Origin of the sequence: Agromyces salentinus, from assembly GCF_009749395.1 — a bacterium.
Lineage (GTDB): Bacteria > Actinomycetota > Actinomycetes > Actinomycetales > Microbacteriaceae > Agromyces > Agromyces salentinus.
In genome coordinates, this window is the sequence record NZ_WBIR01000011.1 from 32910 (window position 1) to 52283 (window position 19374).

Annotated in this window: 15 protein-coding genes and 2 riboswitches; of the genes, 7 read left to right on the forward strand and 8 right to left on the reverse strand. The window is 72.0% G+C overall.

Translation table 11 applies throughout. The annotated features are described in order from the left end of the window. The first annotated feature begins 163 nt into the window (after positions 1-163). Complete coding sequence (locus tag GQQ95_RS12000; RefSeq protein WP_157427908.1) at positions 164-2011, forward strand: VWA domain-containing protein; 1848 nt, start codon at positions 164-166, stop codon at positions 2009-2011. A gap of 75 nt (positions 2012-2086) precedes the next feature. Here GQQ95_RS12000 and GQQ95_RS12005 read toward each other — a convergent pair whose 3' ends face one another. The 7 genes from GQQ95_RS12005 to GQQ95_RS12035 all read right to left on the reverse strand — a co-directional run bounded on the left by GQQ95_RS12005 (position 2087) and on the right by GQQ95_RS12035 (position 9729). Continuing rightward, entirely contained in the window at positions 2087-3643 is a 1557-nt protein-coding gene (locus tag GQQ95_RS12005) for an MDR family MFS transporter (protein WP_212275411.1), read from the reverse strand. A 158-nt stretch (positions 3644-3801) separates the two neighbouring features. Next, entirely contained in the window at positions 3802-3969 is a 168-nt protein-coding gene (locus tag GQQ95_RS12010) for a hypothetical protein (RefSeq protein WP_157427909.1), read from the reverse strand. Next, positions 3966-5111 (reverse strand): cysteine desulfurase family protein, encoded by a 1146-nt coding sequence (locus tag GQQ95_RS12015; protein ID WP_157427910.1) that lies wholly within the window; start codon positions 5109-5111, stop codon positions 3966-3968. The genes GQQ95_RS12010 and GQQ95_RS12015 overlap by 4 nt, the downstream gene beginning before the upstream one ends. Next, a complete protein-coding gene (nadC, locus tag GQQ95_RS12020; RefSeq protein ID WP_157427911.1) occupies positions 5108-6010 on the reverse strand; it encodes a carboxylating nicotinate-nucleotide diphosphorylase in 903 nt (300 codons plus the stop codon). The genes GQQ95_RS12015 and nadC overlap by 4 nt, the downstream gene beginning before the upstream one ends. Further along, positions 6007-7635, reverse strand: a complete 1629-nt coding sequence (gene nadB, locus GQQ95_RS12025; RefSeq protein ID WP_157427912.1) for an L-aspartate oxidase — start codon at positions 7633-7635, stop codon at positions 6007-6009. Before nadB ends, nadC begins: the two co-directional genes overlap by 4 nt. A 1-nt stretch (position 7636) precedes the next feature. Next, positions 7637-8980 carry a quinolinate synthase NadA gene (gene nadA, locus GQQ95_RS12030; protein WP_212275413.1) on the reverse strand — a complete coding sequence of 448 codons (1344 nt, stop codon included), beginning with the start codon at positions 8978-8980 and terminating at the stop codon, positions 7637-7639. Then, on the reverse strand, positions 8977-9729 hold the full coding sequence (locus GQQ95_RS12035; RefSeq protein WP_157427913.1) for an NUDIX hydrolase: 753 nt from the start codon (positions 9727-9729) through the stop codon (positions 8977-8979). Before GQQ95_RS12035 ends, nadA begins: the two co-directional genes overlap by 4 nt. Positions 9730-9851: 122 nt before the next feature. Next, positions 9852-9942, forward strand: a riboswitch (glycine riboswitch). Beyond that, positions 9943-10038, forward strand: a riboswitch (glycine riboswitch). A 146-nt stretch (positions 10039-10184) separates the two neighbouring features. Between GQQ95_RS12035 and GQQ95_RS12040 the strand changes: the two genes are divergently transcribed. The 5 genes from GQQ95_RS12040 to GQQ95_RS12060 all read left to right on the forward strand — a co-directional run bounded on the left by GQQ95_RS12040 (position 10185) and on the right by GQQ95_RS12060 (position 16692). Then, positions 10185-11603 (forward strand): L-serine ammonia-lyase, encoded by a 1419-nt coding sequence (locus GQQ95_RS12040; protein ID WP_246205445.1) that lies wholly within the window; start codon positions 10185-10187, stop codon positions 11601-11603. A gap of 10 nt (positions 11604-11613) precedes the next feature. After that, positions 11614-12786, forward strand: a complete 1173-nt coding sequence (gene gcvT / locus GQQ95_RS12045) for a glycine cleavage system aminomethyltransferase GcvT (protein ID WP_157427915.1) — start codon at positions 11614-11616, stop codon at positions 12784-12786. A 44-nt stretch (positions 12787-12830) separates the two neighbouring features. Beyond that, entirely contained in the window at positions 12831-13202 is a 372-nt protein-coding gene (gcvH, locus tag GQQ95_RS12050) for a glycine cleavage system protein GcvH (protein ID WP_157427916.1), read from the forward strand. Between the two features lie 12 nt (positions 13203-13214). Continuing rightward, positions 13215-16106 (forward strand): aminomethyl-transferring glycine dehydrogenase, encoded by a 2892-nt coding sequence (gene gcvP / locus GQQ95_RS12055; protein ID WP_157427917.1) that lies wholly within the window; start codon positions 13215-13217, stop codon positions 16104-16106. A 115-nt stretch (positions 16107-16221) separates the two neighbouring features. Then, positions 16222-16692 (forward strand): hypothetical protein, encoded by a 471-nt coding sequence (locus GQQ95_RS12060; protein WP_157427918.1) that lies wholly within the window; start codon positions 16222-16224, stop codon positions 16690-16692. Here the strand turns inward: GQQ95_RS12060 and GQQ95_RS12065 are convergent. Next, complete coding sequence (locus GQQ95_RS12065; protein WP_157427919.1) at positions 16638-17399, reverse strand: CPBP family intramembrane glutamic endopeptidase; 762 nt, start codon at positions 17397-17399, stop codon at positions 16638-16640. The genes GQQ95_RS12060 and GQQ95_RS12065 overlap by 55 nt on opposite strands. A 206-nt stretch (positions 17400-17605) precedes the next feature. Here GQQ95_RS12065 and GQQ95_RS12070 point away from each other — a divergent pair, with 206 nt between their 5' ends. Continuing rightward, a complete protein-coding gene (locus GQQ95_RS12070) occupies positions 17606-19228 on the forward strand; it encodes a peptide ABC transporter substrate-binding protein (RefSeq protein ID WP_157427920.1) in 1623 nt (540 codons plus the stop codon). The last annotated feature ends 146 nt before the right edge of the window (positions 19229-19374 follow it).

The window sequence follows — 19374 nt, forward strand, 5'->3', positions numbered from 1 at the left end:
ACGCAGGCACCCGATGTGTCGTTACCGCACAATGAGGCGCGGTTGTTTTCGCTGCTCGGCGTGGGTAACCTACACTGATCGAATCCTTCCCACGTACCCGGTGGGAACCCGAATTGAAGGATTCGACGGTGTCACCTGTGTAACCGTCGGGCTTGGAGTGTCCGTGGGGCGTCATAGCACTGCGTCGGCGAAGAAGCCGAAGCGCGGCCTGTACCTGTCCATCATCGCTGCCGTCGTGGTGGTCGGCGTCGTCTCCTCCGGCGTGTACCTCTGGGTCGGCGGACACCTCGACCCGTCGGATGCCGCTGCCGAGAACGGCTGCGAAACCGCTCAACCGCTGACCATCGTCGCCGACACGACCATCGCCCCCGTGCTCGGCGACATCGCCAGCGCGTACGACGCCGCGAGCGACGGCTGCGTCACGACGCAGGTCGTCGCGCAGGACTCCGCCGACACGGCGGCGGTGCTCGCCGCAGGCGGCCTCGATGCCGACGCGTGGGTGCCGCAGTCGACCGCATGGGTCGACCGGGCGGCGGCCACCGCGGCCTCCCTCGGCCGCACGAGCCCCGAGGCGCTCGTCGGTGAGACCCTCGCCGCGACCCCGGTGGTCTTCGCCACGACCGCGGAGGACGCCGCGGCCGTCGCGAGTGAACCGATCACCTGGCAGCGCGTGCTCGACGGCACGCTTCCGGCGATCCTGCCGGATCCCGAGGCCTCGTCGGCGAGCCTTGCGAGCCTCGTCGCGCTCGGTGCGCACGCGCCGGCGGAGGATCCCAGGCCGCTCGCCTCCGCGATGATCGGGCTCGGCAAGTCGATTCCCGACTCCACGAGCGCCGCATTCGGTTCGCTCGCATCGCAGGCCCAGCCGAGCGTGGTGATCACGACCGAGGCCCAGGTCGCCGAGTACAACGCCGACGGGCCGTCGCAGGCGTTGACGGCTGCCTACCCGAACGACGGCACGGTCGTGCTCGACTATCCGCTGGTGCGGGTCGGCGACGCGGCGACGGAGGCCAAGGCTGCCGCGGCCGACCAGCCGGCCGAGGGCGAGGAGCCCCCCGCGACGGAGAAGCCGGACGCGACGGAGAAGCCGGACGCAGCCGGCTCCGACGCTCGGATCGAGCCGGTGTCGTTCTCGTCCGGCACGCACGCCGAGTCGACTGAGGCGACCGAGGCCGCCGAGGAGCCGACGGCGCGGGTGAAGGCCCTCGAGAAGTTCGCGGAGGTCGTGGCCGACGCGACCGAATCGCTGAATGCGGCCGGGTTCCGAGCGTCCGACGGCGGAGGCACGATCGACATCCTCGGCATCGCGCCCGAAGGCCCTGCGGCGCAGGCCCTGCCGCTCGACGCGGACACGCAGTTGACGATGCTCCGCACGTGGGGCGTGCTGACGCTCCGCGCCCGGTACCTCGCCGTGGTCGACGTGTCCGGATCCATGGAGGAGCCGGCCGGCAACGGCCTGCGCCGCATCGACATCTTCCAGCAGGCGGCGCAGCAGGCGGTGTCGCGGTTCTCGGGCGAGGTCGACCTCGGCGTCTGGGCCTTCTCGACGGCCCGCAACGGCGATCTCGACTACGAGGAGCTCGCGTCCATCTCCGCGCTCGGCGACGCCGCGCACGCCCAGCAGATCGGCGGCATCATCCAGTCGCTGCCGAGCCGGCTCGGTGGGGCGACCGGGCTCTACGACACGGTGCTCGCCGCGGTCAAGCGGGTCCGCGAGGGCTACGACCCCGAGAAGGTCAACGCCGTGCTGCTCATCACCGACGGCAAGAACGAGGACGAGAACGGCATCGACCTGAACACGCTGCTGGCCGAGCTCACCAAGGCCGACGACGGCACGAAGCCGGTGCCCGTCATCATGATCGGCTTCGGACCGGACACCGACCTCCAGGCCATGCAGCAGATCGCCGAGGCCACGAAGGGCGGCGCGTACTCGGCCACCAAGCCCGAAGACCTCGGAACGGTGCTCGTCGACGCGATCTCGCAGCGGAGCTGCCGCCCCGACTGCGGCTGATCCGCGACCGAACCGAAGGGGCCCGCCCGGAGATACGCCGGGCGGGCCCCTTCGGTTCGGTGGGCGTGTCGAGGCTCAGTGGGCCATGACGGGGCCGCCCTCGGTGTCGGCCGGCCGGCGTACGAACAGGGCCCCGACGATCGAGGTCAGCGACAGGATCGCGCCGATGAGGAACGCCGTGTGGATGCCGGCCGCCTGCGCCGCCTCCGGCGAGCTCGCCAGCGGTGCCGCCGCGAGCGTGCCCGCGGTCATGACGGTGACGAAGAGCGCGGTTCCGGCGGCGCCGGCGACCTGCTGGACGGTGCCGATGACCGCCGACCCGTGGGAGTACAGGTTCGGGGCGACCGAACCCAGCGCCGTGGTGAACAGCGGCGTGAACATGAACGCGAGCCCCGCCGAGAGCGCGACGTGCGCCGCGAGGACGAGCCACGGAGACGTGGTCTCCGACACCATGGTGAGCGACCAGAGCACGCCGCTGACGACGATGGCACCGGGCACGAGCAGCGGCCGCGGACCGAAGCGGTCGTAGAGGCGGCCGACCACCGGACCGAGCAGGCCCATCACGAGCCCGCCGGGCAGGAGCAGCATGCCCGTGGCCAGCGGCTCGAGGTGCAGCACGTTCTGGAGGTAGATCGGCAGCAGGATGATCGTGCCGAAGAGCGAGGCCATCATGACGACCATGAGCGCGACCGAGATCGCGAAGTTGCCGGAGCGGAACGTGCGCAGGTCGAGCAGGGCGCGGTCTCGACGCTGGAGCCAGAGCTGGCGCAGCACGAACGTCAGGATGCCGGCCGCGCCGACGCCCAGCGAGATCCACATCTGGGTGGGCGTGGCCGTGCCGGACGCCTCGCCGCCGATGAGGCTCAGGCCGTAGACCAGGCCGCCGAACCCGATCGCCGAGAGCACGACCGAGAACACGTCGAGCGGGACCCGCTTGGGTTCGGTGACGTTCTCGACGCGACGGATGCCGATGACGAGCATGACCAGGGCGATCGGCAGCACGAACCAGAACATGAACCGCCACGAGAGGTACGTCAGGATGACGCCCGAGAGCGTGGGGCCGATCGCCGGTGCGACCGAGATGACGGTGGACACGCGACCCATGAAGCGGCCGCGGTCGGATGCGGCCACGAGCTCCATCAGGGTCGTCATGAGCAGCGGCATCATGATCGCCGTGCCGGTCGCCTGGACGACGCGGGCGCCGAGGAGGAGTTCGAAGCCGGGCGAGAGCGCCGCGAGCAGGGTGCCAGCGGAGAACAGCGTCATGGCGGCGATGAAGAGCTGCCTCGTGGTGAAGCGCTGGAGCAGGTAGCCCGTGATGGGGATCACGACCGCCATGGTCAGCATGAACGCCGTGGTCAGCCACTGCGCGGCGGAGATGGTGATGCCGAGGTCGACCACGAGGTGCGGGATGGCCACGCCCATGATCGTCTCGTTGAGGATGACGACGAAGGTGGCTGCGAGCAGCAGCCAGATGACGCGCGAGTTGCGGGCTCCGTGCAGCGCTTCGGCATCGGTGTGGAGGTGCTGGGCGGTGTCGCCGATCGCGGCGGACTCGCCGGTCGGCCGGCCGGCGAGTTCTGGACGTGCGAGATCGGGACCTGCGAGGTCGGGAAGGGCGCGTTCGGTCACGGTGCGGTTCCAATCGGCAGAGATGAGGGGTGCGCTCCGTTGCGCCCGGATGAAGTCGACAACCGGTCGACGGCGCAGCCCTATTCCCGGAACGGGCGAAGGATTGGAACGTATGGAAAATCAGGCGGCGGGCAGGAGGGGCTCCGCCCGCGGGTGGCCTACGGAGCCGGGGCGGGCCCGTCGGTCGGCGACGGGGTCGGGAGCCAGCCCTCGAGCAGGGACTCCTCGGGGGCGAGTTCGCCCTCGAGTCGTGCTTCGGCGGCCTCGTCGAGCTCGGTCTCGTCGAACGGGACGTCGTCGTGGTGGGAAGCGGTCGATTCGGTCATGGATTCACGATAGCCCGCACCGCCGACACCGCTCGAACGACGGCTGCCGCGGCATCCGCGATCTCCTGGTCGGTGGTCGCGGCTCCGAGCGTGAAGCGCACGGCCGTGTGCGCGAGGTCCGCGGGGATGCCGATCGCGGTCAACACGTGCGACGGCTCGGTGCTGCCCGCGGCGCAGGCCGAGCCGCTCGAGCAGGTGACGCCCAGTCGATCGAGTTCGAGCAGCACGGCCTCTCCGGAGGTGCCGGGGAAGACGAAGGAGACCGTCGAGGCGAGACGCAGGTCGGCGTCGCCGGTGAGTCGTGCGCCGTCGACGCCGGCGAGGATGCGCTCGGCGAGCTCGCGACCCTGCCCGGCAGCCCGCGCGGCGGCATCCGCTCGCTCGGCGTCAGCGAGACGCAGCGCCGTGGCGAACGCGACGGCGCCCGCGACGTTCTCGGTGCCGGAGCGGCGCCCGCGCTCCTGGCCGCCGCCGTGCAGCACGGGCTCGATGCCGACCCGGCCGCGCGCGATGAGCGCACCCGTGCCCTTCGGCGCGCCGACCTTGTGGCCGGCGAGCGACATCGCGTCCACGCCGAGCCGCCCGAGGTCGAGGTCGAGGTGACCGGCCGCCTGGACGGCGTCGGTGTGCATGAGCGCACCCGCCCCGCGCGCGATCGCGGCCAGGTCGGCGATGGGCTGGATCGTGCCGATCTCGTTGTTGACGAGCTGCACGGACACGAGGGCGGTCTCGGGCGTGATCACGGCGGCGAGCGCCGCGGGGCGCACGATCCCGCCCGCGTCGACGGGAACCTCGACCACGGTGAAGCCGTGCAGCCGCGCCAGGTACGCGGCGGACTCGAGCACCGCCTCATGCTCGATCGGCGAGACGACGACGCGGCGTCCGCGCGGCCGGGCGAGCGCGATGCCCTTGACCGCGAGGTTGTCGGCCTCGGTGCCCCCGCTCGTGAAGACCACCTCGCCCGGGCGGCATCCGACGATCGCGGCGACCTCGCCGCGCGCCCACGCGAGCGCGCGTGCGGCCTCATCGCCGAGCTCGTGCCGGCTCGACGGATTGCCGAAGGAGCCCGTGAGGTACGGCCACATCGCCTCGATCGCCTCCCGGCGGACGGGCGTGGTGGCCGCGTGGTCGAGGTAGATCACACCGGCATCCCGCCGCTCGGGGCGACCGGGCCCTCGAGGCCGCCGAGGGCGATCTCGACGTCGAGCCCGAGGTCGAGCGCCCGTGCCGAATGGGTGAGGGCGCCAACCGAGATCACGTCGACGCCGGTCGCGGCGATCGCGGCGACCGTGTCGAGGTTGACGCCGCCGGACGCCTCCACGGTCGCGCGGCCGTCGATGCGACGGACGCCTTCGCGCAGGTCGTCGAGCCCGAAGTTGTCGAGCATGATCGTGTCGGCCCCGCCGGCGAGCACGGCGTCGAGCTGATCCAGGCGATCGATCTCGACCTCGAGGTGGGCGGTGTGCGGCATCCGCTCGCGCGCGGATCGCAGTGCGGCCGCGAGATCGACGCCACCCGCCGTGAGCACGGCCAGGTGGTTGTCCTTGGCCATGATCGCGTCGGAGAGCGAGCGACGGTGGTTGCGGCCGCCGCCGTCGCGCACGGCCTGCCGCTCGAGGCTGCGCAGCCCCGGGGTGGTCTTGCGCGTGTCCACGATGCGCGCCCCGGTGCCGTCGACGGCCGCCACGTACGCCGCGGTGAGCGTCGCCACGCCCGACATGCGCTGGAGGAGGTTGAGCGCCACGCGCTCCGCGGTCAGGATGCCGCGGGCCGGCCCGTGCACGCGGGCGAGCACGTCGCCGGCGGCGAACAGCTCCCCGTCGGCGGCGAGGCGTTCGACCTGGATCGCCGGGTCGACGAGGCGGAACGCGGCCGCGAACACCTCGATGCCGCTCAGCACGCCGGGCTCGCGGGACACGAGCGCGGCCGTGGCCGAGGCATCCGCCGGGATGAGGGTCTCCGACGTGAGGTCGCCCCACGGGGCGTCCTCCTCGAGTGCGGCCGACACGATGCGGTCGACCTCGCGCTGGACGGTGCTCATGCTGCCTCCTCGGCATCGGCGATGGGGTGCACGGGATCGGGGGATCCGTGCCGGCGGTGCGGCGCGTGGGCGGCCTGCGTCGCGGCGGCCGCCGGTCGCACGGCGTCGGTCGCGGCATCCGCTCGGAAATGCGCACCGACGCTCTGCGTGCGCGCCGCCGCGGCGGCCACGGTGAGGCGGGCCAGGTCGAGCAGGTTGCGATCCTCGGCGCTGCGGCGGTCGCGCGGTTCGGGCGCCTGCCAGGTGTCGAGCACGGCGGATGCCGCGGCGAGCCCCGCGGCGCTGCGCTCGAGTCCGACGTGCTCCCACATGAGCGCCCGGAGCGTCTCCCGATCGACGACCGAGGTCGGGTGACCGCTTCCGGCGACCGGCTCGCCGACCCGGCGGATCCCGGCTCCGGCGGTCGGTGCAGTCGGGCCGGCGGCGTCGGCGCGGGTGTCGGCGCCGATCGCCCGCGCCGCGCGGTCGGCGAACACGGCCGCCTCGAGCAGGGAGTTCGACGCGAGCCGGTTCGCCCCGTGCACGCCCGTGCGCGCGGTCTCGCCGACGGCGAGGAGTCCGGGCAGGGTCGTGCGACCGTCGAGGTCGACCGCCACGCCGCCCATGGCGTAGTGCGCCGCGGGCGTCACGGGCACGGGCTCGGCGGCCCAGTCGTACCCGGCCGCCCGGCAGGCCTCGCCGAGCCCGGGGAACCGGCGGTCGAGGAAGGCGCGTCCGAGGGCCGTGGCATCGAGGACGACCGGCACGCCGTCCTGCTCGAGGCTGCGTCGCCACACGGCACGCGCGACGACGTCGCGGGACGCGAGCTCCGCGCGCGGGTCCACGAGCGACATGAAGCGCCGCCCGTCGCGGTCGCGCAGCACGGCGCCCTCGCCGCGGACGGCCTCGGAGATGAGCGGCGTGCCTGGTGCGGCGAGCGCGGTGGGGTGGAACTGCACGAACTCGAGATCGGCGACCTCGGCGCCCGCGCGCCACGCGGCGGCGACGCCGTCGCCCGTCGCGACGTCGGGATTCGTCGTGTGCGCGAAGAGCTGCCCCGCACCGCCGGTCGCGAGCACGACGACGTCGGCGGCGACCTCGAAGGCCGGGCCGGAGGCCGCGAGCAGGCGAGCTCCCGTCACGCGGGCGCCGCGCGTGGTCGCCGTCGCATCGGACGAGACCAGCAGGTCGAGGAGCATCGTGTGCTCGTGGATGCGCACCGCGCGACGCCGGACCGTCGCGACGAGGGCGTGCTCGATCGCGGCGCCCGTGGCGTCGCCGCCCGCGTGCAGGATGCGCGCCCGCGAGTGCGCCGCCTCGAGTCCGCGCTCGAGCCCGGAGTCCCCGTGGTCGAAGGCGACCCCGAAGCGGATGAGGTCGCGCACGCGCGCGGGCCCCTCGTCGCAGAGCACGCGCACCGCGGCGGGGTCGCCGAGGCCCGCGCCGGCCTCGATCGTGTCGGCGAAGTGCCGCTCGGCCGAGTCGTCGGGGAAGAGCGCGGCGGCGATGCCGCCCTGGGCGTGGCGCGTGTTGCCGTCGGCGAGCTCGGTCTTCGTGACGAGCTCCACCTCGTGGCCGGCGTCGGCGGCCCTGACCGCGGTCCAGAGGCCGGCGATGCCGCCGCCGACGACGAGCACGCGAGCCATGTCAGGCCCCCGCGGGCACCGTCGGGGCGGCGGCAGGCGGCTTCGCCGCGAGCATCCGCTCGAGGGCGACGCGGGCGGGCCGGGCGACGTCGCCCGGGACGGTGATGCGGTTGACGACGCGCCCCTCGACGAGTTCCTCGAGCACCCAGGCGAGGTAGCCGGGGTGGATGCGGTACATCGTCGAGCAGGGGCACACGACGGGGTCGAGGCAGAAGATCTCGTGCTGCGGGTACTCGGCGGCGAGGCGCTGCACGAGGTTGATCTCGGTGCCGATCGCGAACGTCGAGCCGGCGGGAGCGGCCTGGATCGCCTTCACGATGAAGTCCGTCGAGCCGGCGGCATCCGCTGCGTCGACGACGGGCATGGGGCACTCGGGGTGCACGATGACCTGCACGCCGGGGTGGTCGACGCGCGCCTGGGCGATCTGGTCGACGGTGAAGCGGCGGTGCACCGAGCAGAAGCCGTGCCAGAGGATGACGCGGGCGCCGACGAGGTCGTCGGCGGAGTTGCCGCCGAGCGCGCGCCGCGGGTTCCACATCGGCATCTGCTCGAGCGGCACGCCCATGGCCTTCGCCGTGTTGCGGCCGAGGTGCTGGTCGGGGAAGAAGAGCACGCGCTGCCCTCGTTCGAACGCCCACTCGAGCACGGTCTTCGCGTTCGACGAGGTGCACACGATGCCGCCGTTGCGCCCGACGAAGCCCTTGAGGGCCGCCGAGGAGTTCATGTACGTGACCGGGATGACGGGCACCCGGCCGTCGGCGTCGGTCGCCGTGAGGTCGCCGTACAGGTCTTCCAGGTCGGCCCAGCAGGCCTCGACCGACTCCTCGTCGGCCATGTCGGCCATCGAGCAGCCGGCGGCGAGGTTCGGCAGGATCACGGCCTGCTCGGGCGTGGAGAGCAGGTCGGCGGTCTCGGCCATGAAGTGCACGCCGCAGAAGACGATGGCCTCGGCATCCGGCCGCGTGAGGGCCGCGTTCGCGAGTTGGAACGAGTCGCCCACGAAGTCGGCGTGCTCGATGACCTCGTCCCGCTGGTAGAAGTGCCCGAGCACGACGACGCGCTCGCCGAGGGTGGCCTTGGCCGCGCGGATGCGATCGTGCAGCTCGGCGTCGCTCGCGGTGCGGTACGACTCGGGGAGCGCGCCCTGGCGCGGCGATCCCGTCGGGATCACGTCGCCCATCGACGAGCCGGGGCCGTACGAGACGGGACCGGCGTCGAACTCCCAGGGGCCCTTGGCGAGCTCGGGGGAGCAGGTGCTGCCCTTCGACGCACCCGTCTGGATGAGCTGGATCGAACGGTCGACGGATGCCGCGAGCCGGACGTCGCTGGGCTGGACCATCGTCATGGGTGTCTCCTCGGGTGCGGTGCGATCGGGATGCGGAATGCGCCCTGCGGGCCCGCCTCGGCGGGCTGTGCTGCGCGGTAGAGCTTGGGCGGCCGGTGCGGGGTGCCGGTGCGCACCTCGCCCGTCTCGACGAGCGCCCCGGAGGCCTCGACGGTGCGGCGGAAGTTGGCGGGGTCGAGGGGTCGGCGCATGACGGTCTCGTAGACCTCGCGGAGCTCGGCGAGGGTGAAGGTCTCGTCGAGGAAGGCGTGGGCGATCTGCGAGTAGCCGAGCTTGGTGCGCAGTCGCCCGAGCGCGTAGGCGACGATCTCGGTGTGGTCGAAGGCGAGTTCTGGAAGGTCGTCGGCGTCGAACCAGCGCACGTTGGGATCGTCGATGGCGCCGCTCGTCTCCTCGGGCCGCACGAGCGCCCAGTACACGACCGATACGACGCGCTCGTCGGGGGACCGATCCGGCGCCCCGAACGTGTAGAGCTGCTCGAGGTAGCGGGGCGTGACGCCGGTGGTCTCCCCGAGCGTGCGGGCGGCCGCGCCCTCGAGGCTCTCGGCTGCGCCCAGCCACCCGCCGGGCAGTGCCCAGCGGCCCTTGCCTGGCTCGCGCAGACGCCGCACGAGCGGGATCCAGAGGGAGCGGTCGGCCGGGTTCGCGGGCCGGGCGGGCGGCTCGCCCGTGACGACCCCCGGCTCGCGCGCGAAGATCACCGTCGACACGGCGAGCCGCGCTTCGGCGAGTTCGATCCGGCGAGGCATCCGCGGTCCCTTCGTGTCGAGTTGACTCTAAGTAGGCTCATCTTACAGTCAGGCTGACACGAAGAGAAATCGCGGATGTCACGAACCGACCGGTAGGATCGGATCCACAACTGAACGACCGATCACTCGCCACGGGAGAAGCCGCCACCGCGCGGCTGCCGTAGGAGCAACCCCTCCCGGGAATCTCTCAGGCCCCTGTACCGTGGCGGCAGGTCACTCTGGAAAGCGGCGCTCCGGCGCCCGCCGACGGGGCAAGCGGAGCCGGCGACGGCGACGCGGAAACTCTCAGGCCCATATGACAGAGCGGGAGGAACTCGACGCATCCGACGACGGCTGCACCAGAAGGAGTTCCGCATGTCCCGACCAGGCCCCATCCACGTTCACCTCGTTCCATCGGCCCCGCACCGGTGCCTCGGCCTCGTGCACGGCGCGTGGCGCCTCGCCGCGGGGACCCCGTGACCATCGCGGCCGCCGCGCCCCCGATCGAGACGATCGGGGTGTTCGACCTGTTCAAGATCGGCATCGGCCCCTCGAGCTCGCACACGGTCGGCCCCATGCACGCCGCGGCCGACTACGTCGCGCGCCTCGGTGCTGCGGCCGCCGACGTGACGCGCCTCGAGGTGGAGTTGTACGGCTCGCTCGCGGCGACGGGCCACGGGCACGGAACCCTCACCGCGGTCCTGCTCGGGCTGGAGGGCCGACGCCCCGACGCCATCTCGAGCGCCGAGGTCGAGCAGCGCACCGCGGAGATCGACCGCACGGGGCGCATCCGCCTCGCCGGCGTCGTCGAACTGCCGTTCGGCGTCTCCGACCTCGTGCTCTCGCCGCGCACGGTGCTCCCCAGGCACAGCAACGCCGTCCGGTTCTCGACCTTCGCCGCCGACGGACGCAGCCTCGACGAGGCGACCTACTACTCGATCGGCGGCGGCTTCATCGTGCGCGACGGCGACGGCGCCGGCGACGGCGATCACGGTACCGCGCCATCCGCGGTCGCCGCCTCGCACCCGTACCGCAACGCCGACGACCTGCTGCGGCGGTGCGAGGCCGCCGGCCTCTCGATCGCCGAGCTGACCATGTGCAACGAGACCGCCGCAGTCGCCGAGAGCGAGGTCCGGGCCGGCATCCTGCGCATCCGCGACGCGATGCTGGAGTGCGTCGACACCGGCATCCGCCGCGACGGCGTGCTGCCCGGCGGGCTCTCGGTCCGTCGCCGTGCGCCCGAGTGGCACGCCCGCCTCCTCCGCGAGGACCCGGATCGGAGCCCCGAGTTCGCCCAGGAGTGGGTCAACCTCGTCGCGCTCGCCGTCAACGAGGAGAACGCCGCGGGCGGCCGGGTCGTCACGGCCCCGACCAACGGCGCCGCCGGAATCGTCCCCGCGGTGCTGCACTACGCCGCGACGTACAGCCCCCGGGCCCGGGCCGGAGCCGACCTCGACGACCTCGCGGTCGAGTTCCTGCTCACCGCGGCCGCGATCGGCGGCATCGTCAAGCGAGGAGCCTCCATCTCCGGCGCCGAGGTCGGCTGCCAGGGCGAGGTCGGGTCGGCCTCCTCGATGGCCGCCGGCGCGCTCGCCGCGATCCTCGGCGGCACGCCGGCGCAGGTGGAGAACGCCGCCGAGATCGCGATGGAGCACAATCTCGGCCTGACCTGCGACCCCGTGGGCGGGCTCGTGCAGATCCCGTGCATCGAACGCAACGCGATCGCCGCCGGGAAGGCGATCAATGCGGCCAAGATGGCCATGTGGGGGGATGGGAGCCATCGGGTGTCGTTCGACCAGGTCATCGAGACCATGCGCCAGACCGGTCGCGACATGAGCGACAAGTACAAGGAGACCGCGACCGGAGGGCTCGCGGTCAATGTGGTGGAATGTTGAGGAGAGCCGAATGACCGAGACAGCACAGGCAGAGCCGACGTCGGGTCGACTGAGTCCGCTGCACGACGTGCACGCGGCGCTCGGCGCGTCGTTCACCGACTTCGCGGGGTGGGAGATGCCGGTCAGGTACACCTCCGACCTCGCCGAGCACCATGCGGTGCGCACGAGGTCGGGCCTCTTCGACCTCTCCCACATGGGCGAGATCGTCGTCGTCGGCCCCGAGGCCGCGACCGCGCTCGACTACGCGCTCGCCGGTCGCCTGTCCGCCATCGCACTCGGGCAGGCGAAGTACACGCTCCTGCTCGCCCGCGACGGCGGCGTGATCGACGACCTCGTCGTCTACCGCACGGGCGAGGACCGCTTCATGGTCGTGGCCAACGCCGCGAATCGCGAGGTCGTCGTCGACGAGCTGCTCGATCGCACCGCCCCGTTCGACGTCGAGGTCTTCGACGAGAGCGACGACGTGGCGCTCATCGCCCTGCAGGGCCCCGACGCGCTCGAGGTGCTCCTCGAGACGCCGGGCTTCGGCATCCAGGGCCCCGGCAACGACCACGACGACTTCGCCTCCGCGCTCCGCGAGCTGAAGTACTATCGCGCGGTCGCCGCCGAGTACGACGGCGGCCCGGTGCTCGTCGCGCGCACGGGGTACACGGGCGAGGACGGCTTCGAGCTGTACGTCGCCCCCGAGCGCGCCGCCGACCTCTGGCGTGCGATCGCCGAGACCGGCGGGCCGCGGGTCGTGCCCTGCGGCCTCGCGAGTCGCGACACCCTGCGCCTCGAGGCCGGCATGCCGTTGTACGGCCACGAGCTCGGCCTGGACACGCAGCCCGTGCAGGCCGGGCTCGGCCGCGTGGTCGCGCTCGCCAAGGAGGGCGACTTCGTCGGCCGCGCCGGCATCGAGCAGGGTCCCCGAGCGGATGCCCCGGTGCTGGTCGGCCTCGCGGCCGAGGGTCGCCGCGCCGCCAGGGCCGGCTACGCCGTCCTCACCGGAACCGGGGAGGACGCGGCCGAGATCGGCGTCGTCACCTCCGGCGTGCTCTCGCCGACCCTGGGGCATCCGATCGCGATGGCGTTCGTGCACCCCGACCACGCGGAGCCCGGCACGGTGCTCGCCGTCGACGTGCGCGGCACGCGCATCCCGGCATCCGTCGTCGCCCTTCCCTTCTACCGCCGCGGCGCGTGACGCGCACCGGCCCGACCGACCTCACCAGAGACCAGGAGAACCCCATGAGCGAGAACACCGACCTCCAGTACACCGCAGAGCACGAGTGGGTGCTCGTCGACGGCGACACCGTCACCATCGGCATCACCGACTACGCCGCCGAGAAGCTGGGCGACATCGTCTACGTCGACCTGCCCTCCGCGGGCACGAGCGTGACCGAGGGCACCGTCGTCGGCGAGATCGAGTCGACCAAGTCGGTCGGCGAGCTGTTCGCGCCCGTGAACGGCGAGGTCGTGGAGGCGAACCAGGCCGTCATCGACTCGCCCGAGCTCGTCAACAGCGACCCCTTCGGCGAGGGCTGGCTGCTGAAGATCACCGCGCCCGAGCTGCCGAAGCTCCTCAGCCACGCCGAGTACCGCGCCCTCGTCGGCGAGTAGGGGCAGCCACCGATGAGCACCTCCTCCACGTACGACCTGGACGCCTTCGGGCGTCGCCACATCGGCACGACGCCGAGCGACCACGGCATCATGCTCGCCGAGCTCGGCTACGACTCGCTCGCGTCCCTCATGACCGCCGCCGTGCCCGCCTCGATCCGCATGGGCGAGGTGCTGAACTCCGCGATCCCGGCCGCCGCGACCGAGCGCGAGGCGCTCGCCGAGCTCGCGGCCCTCGCCGACCAGAACGCCGTGCGCGCGTCGATGATCGGCCTCGGCTACTTCGGCACGATCACGCCCGCCGTGATCCAGCGCAACGTGCTCGAGAACCCGAGCTGGTACACGGCGTACACGCCGTACCAGCCCGAGATCTCGCAGGGTCGCCTCGAGGCGCTCATCAACTTCCAGACGATGGTGACCGACCTCACGGGGCTCGACACGGCCAACGCCTCGATGCTCGACGAGGGCACCGCGGTCGTCGAGGGCATGCTCCTCGCGCGCCGGGCCTCGAAGTCGGCCTCGAACCGATTCGTCGTCGACGCGGACGCACTGCCCCAGACGCTCGCGCTGCTCGAGTCCCGCGCCGAGGCCGTCGGCATCGAGCTCGTCGTCACCGACCTGCACGAGGGCACGGATGCCGCCGCCCTCGGCGAGCACTTCGGCGTCTTCGTGCAGTACCCGGGTGCGTCGGGCCGGGTGTGGAACCCCGCATCCGTGATCGCAGCGGCGAAGGAGCAGGGCGGCCTCGCCGTCGTGGCCGCCGACCTGCTCGCCCTCGCGCTCATCACGAGCCCGGGCGAGCTGGGCGCCGACGTGGCGGTCGGCACGTCGCAGCGCTTCGGCGTGCCGATGGGCTTCGGCGGTCCGCACGCCGGCTACATGGCCGTGCGCAAGGGCCTCGAGCGGCAGCTGCCCGGCCGCCTCGTGGGCGTGTCCCAGGATGCGGCCGGACACCCCGCGTACCGCCTCAGCCTCCAGGCGCGCGAGCAGCACATCCGCCGCGAGAAGGCGACGTCGAACATCTGCACGGCGCAGGTGCTCCTCGCCGTCATGGCGTCGATGTACGCGGTGTACCACGGACCCCACGGCATCCGGCACATCGCGGTGAGCACCGCGGCCAAGGCGAAGGCCCTCGCCGACGCCCTCACCGGCTTCGGCCTCACGCTCGCGCACGACGCCTACTTCGACACCATCCGCGTGCACGTCCCGGGACTCGCGAAGAACGTCGTCGCCAAGGCGCACGACCTCGGCCTGAACGTGTGGGAGGCCGATGAGGCCACCGTGCACGTCTCGGTCGACGAGACCACGACCGAGCGCGAGCTGTCGCTCGTCGTCGAGGCGTTCCGACTCGGGGAGCGGGCGGATGTCACGGTGTCGCTGCGCGAGCTCCCCGCGAGCCTGCCCGAGGCGCTGCGCCGCACGACCGCGTACCTCGAGCACCCGGTGTTCAACACGCACCAGTCCGAGACGCAGATGATGCGCTACCTCAAGCAGCTCGCCGACCGCGACTACGCCCTCGACCGCGGCATGATCCCGCTCGGCTCCTGCACCATGAAGCTCAACGCCGCCACCGAGATGCAGTCGGTCACGTGGCCCGAGTTCGCGAACCTGCACCCGTTCGCGCCCGAGGCCGACGTCGTCGGCACCCTCGGGCTCGTCGAGCAGCTCGAGAGCTGGCTCGCCGAGGTCACCGGGTACGACACCGTCTCCCTGCAGCCGAACGCCGGCAGCCAGGGCGAGCTCGCCGGCCTGCTCGCGATCCGCGGATACCACCGGGCCAACGGCGAGGCCGAGCGCGACCTGTGCCTGATCCCGTCGAGCGCGCACGGCACGAACGCCGCGTCGGCGGTGCTGGCCGGCATGCGCGTCGTCGTCGTCGCCTGCGACGAGCTCGGCAACGTCGACCTCGGCGACCTGCGCGCCAAGATCGCCGAGCACGCGGCATCCATCGCCGCCCTGATGATCACGTATCCGTCGACGCACGGCGTGTACGAGCACGACGTGCGCGACATCTGCCAGGCCGTCCACGACGCCGGCGGACAGGTGTACGTCGACGGAGCGAACCTGAACGCGCTGCTCGGCTTCGCCCGATTCGGGGACTTCGGGGGCGACGTCTCGCACCTGAACCTGCACAAGACCTTCTGCATCCCGCACGGCGGCGGCGGCCCCGGCGTCGGACCGGTCGCGGCGAAGGCGCACCTCGCGCCCTACCTGCCCGGCCACCCGATGGCGCAGCGCGTCGACCACGCCGGCGGCTTCGTGCACGGCGGCGGACCCGTCTCGGCGGCGCCGTACGGCAGCCCCTCCATCCTCCCGATCTCGTGGGCCTACGTGCGCATGATGGGCGCCGAGGGACTCGCGCAGTCGACCGCGACGGCCGTGCTCGCCGCGAACTTCGTGGCCTCCCGCCTGCGCGAGCACTACCCGGTGCTCTACACGGGTGAGAACGGCCTCGTCGCGCACGAGTGCATCCTCGACCTGCGCCCGCTGACCGCGGCGACCGGCGTGTCGGTCGACGACGTCGCCAAGCGGCTCATCGACTACGGCTTCCACGCCCCGACCATGTCGTTCCCGGTCGCCGGGACGCTCATGGTCGAGCCGACGGAGTCCGAGGACCTCGCCGAGCTCGAGCGCTTCGTCGAGGCGATGATCGCCATCAAGGCCGAGGCCGACGCCGTCGGCCGCGGCGAATGGCCCGTCGACGACAACCCGCTCCGCAACGCGCCGCACACCGCGGAGTCGGTCATCGCGGGGGAGTGGAATCACCCCTACACCCGCGAGCAGGCCGTGTACCCGGTGCACTCGCTCGTGCGAACCAAGTACTGGGCTCCGGTGCGCCGCATCGACCAGGCCTACGGCGATCGCAACCTCGTCTGCGCCTGCCCGCCGGTGGAGGCATTCGCGTAGGGTCCTGAGCGGCGCCGGCCGAGCGCGACGGGGCGGCGTTCGCGGAGCCCGCGCCGCCCCTGTACGTGAGGTGCCCTCAGGTCTACACTGAGGGCACTCTCACGGGGAGGTGCCCATGTCCCTCATCGATCTGGCGCAGGTCGTCGGCGGTGTCGCGTTCCTCGCGACGATGGTCGTGGCCAGTGCCGCCGCGACCCGGGTGCTCGGGCTCGAGCAGCGGGCCGGGCTGCTGGAGCGTCGCGACCCCGGACGGGCCGAGGCGCTCCGACGCGCCGACGCGATGGGCTCCATCTCGCAGGTCGGCGGGTTCGGGTTCGACGGCATGTCGGCCGTCTGCACGCCGAGCCGCAGCAGCTGGCTCGACATGGCGCGCGTGCGGGCGAGCGGGTCCGACCTCAGGGTGGAGCCGCCCGAGGAGGCGCTGCCGCCGATGCCCACCACGGTGCTCGCGCTGGCCCAGGGTGAGCACGTCGCGAGGGGCGTGCGCCCGCGGCATCCGTCACCCGAACCGCGAGGAGTGCCTCACGAGCCTCAGGTGGCGGGAACGGCGAAGAACGCGGGCCACCAGGCCACTGCGAGCGGGTAGCCGACGAACGACACCACGTCGAGCACGAGGTGGGCGATCACGAGCGGCATCGTGCGTCCCCAGCGTTGGTAGCACCAGCCGAACACGATGCCCATCGCGACGTTGCCGATGAACGGGCCGAAGCCCTGGTAGAGGTGGTACGTGCCGCGCAGCACCGCGCTCGAGAGGATCGTCGCCCACACGCCGACGCCGAGTTCGCGCAGGCGCGTGAAGAGGTAGCCGACGACGATGACCTCCTCGGTGAGCGCCGCCTCGAGCGCCCGCAGCACCAGGATCGGCACGGTCCACCACAGCCAGTCGGCGGGCGAGGCCTGCACCGCGACCGTGATGCCGAGCGCGCGGCCGGCCGCGTACAGCGCCAGGCCTGGCACGCCGATGACGGCGACGAGCAGCAGGCCGGATGCCGCGTCGCGGGCCGGCCGCGTCAGGTCGAAGCCGATGCGCCGGAACGGGCTGCGGCCCGGCTGCCAGAGCAGGTAGAGCACGAGCGCCACCGCGAAGAGGCCGAAGAAGACGTCGAGGAACTGGTAGGTGAAGTCGAGCCACTGCCGTTCGGATCGACTCGGGTTGAGGGCGACGGACTGGTCGCCCAGAGCCTGCTCCGCCGTGAGCTTGGCGATGATGGAGACGATGGAGTAGACGGCCGAGGCGCCGAGCGAGAGCCCGAGCACGATGACGATCTCGATCCGCAAACGTGCAGCCGACATGCGTCGATCTTCGCATATACGCCAGCGGCGCAAAGATCGTGCGTCACACGACCGGATCTTCCGCAGGAATCCATTCGAAGGTTGCGCGTCGATAACGGTTTCCCCAAGAGTTTGCTTCGCGCCAGTCCGGTTCATAGTCTCAATTCATCCCGCGCCCCAGGGCGGCCAGAAGCCGCACTGCCGACGCACGTCTCACAGGAGGAACATTGAAGATCAAGAGAAGCGGCGTTGCAGCCATTGCTCTTGCTGCAGCCGGAGCCCTCGTGCTCGCAGGCTGCACGAGCGGCTCGCCCGAGGCGACCGACGACGCGGCGACGTCGAGCGCGGTCATCACGGTCAACAACACCGAGCCCCAGAACCCGCTGGTCCCGACCAACACCAACGAGGTCGGCGGCGGACTCGTGCTCCAGAACATCTTCGCCGGCTTGGTCTACTACGACGCCGAGGGCGCCGTGCACAACGACGTCGCCGAGTCGATCGAGACCGAAGACGCGCAGACCTACACGATCAAGATCCGCGAGGGCCTGACCTTCACGAACGGCGACCCGGTCGACGCGGCCTCCTTCGTCGACGCCTGGAACTACGGCGCCGCGCTCGACAACGCGCAGCTCTCCAGCTACTTCTTCGAGTCGATCGAGGGCTTCAGCTACGACGAGAACGTGCCCGAGCTCTCGGGCCTCGAGGTCGTCGACGACACGACCTTCACCGTCACGCTCAAGCAGCCCGAGTCGGACTTCCCGCTGCGCCTCGGCTACACGGCCTACTTCCCGGTGCCCGCATCGGCATGGGACGACATCGAGGCCTTCGGCGAGAACCCGATCGGCAACGGCCCGTACATGCTCGACGGCGAAGGCGCATGGGCTCACAACGAGCGCATCGACCTCGTCACGAACCCCGACTACGACGGTCCCCGCGCAGCCCAGAACGGCGGCGTCGACATGATCCTCTACGCCAGCACCGACGCTGCGTACGCCGACCTGCAGGGCGGCAACCTGGATGTCATCCAGGAGATCCCCGACAGCGCGCTCCAGACCTTCGAGTCGGAGTTCGAGGGCCGCACGGTCAACCAGCCCGCTGCTGCCAACGCGACCATCACGATCCCCGAGCGCCTCGCGCACTTCGCGGGTGAAGAGGGCAAGCTCCGCCGCGCGGCGATCTCGCACGCGATCGACCGCGACGAGGTCACCGAGGTCATCTTCAACGGCACCCGCACCCCGGCGCAGGACTTCACCTCCCCGGTGATCGACGGCTACTCCGAGGACATCCCCGGCTCCGAGGTCCTCGACTTCGACGCCGACCTGGCCAAGGACCTCTGGGCGCAGGCCGACGCGATCGCTCCGTGGAGCGGCGCGTTCGAGATCGCCTACAACGCCGACGGCCCCAACCAGGGCTGGGTCGACGCGATCGCCAACCAGCTGAAGAACAACCTCGGCATCGAGGCGGCCGGCGCGCCGGTCCCGACGTTCCAGGAGCTTCGCACCTCGGTCACCGACCGCACCATCGCGACGGCGTTCCGCACCGGATGGCAGTTCGACTACCCGTCGATGTTCAACGGCCTCGGACCGATCTTCGGCACCGGCGCAGGCTCGAACGACGGCGACTACTCGAACCCCGAGTTCGACGCGCTGCTCGACGAGGGCGCTTCGGCGACCGAGGTCGAGGCCGGCATCGAGAAGTTCCAGCAGGCACAGGAGATCCTCTTCGAGGACCTCCCCGCCATCCCGCTGTGGTACACGAACGGCATGGGCGCCTGGGGCGAGCAGGTCGACAACGTGCAGTTCGGCTGGGACACCTGGCCGATCCTCCACGAGATCACCAAGAGCGAGTAATTCTCTCTCAGAGGCGACTCGGGGTTAGACTCTGAGGCGCCCGTGGGGGGGGGGGGCCCCCCCGCCCCCCCCCCCCCCCCCCCCCCCCCCCCCCCCCCCCCCCCCCCCCACCCCCCCCCCCCGGGGGGGGGCGACCCCACCCGGGG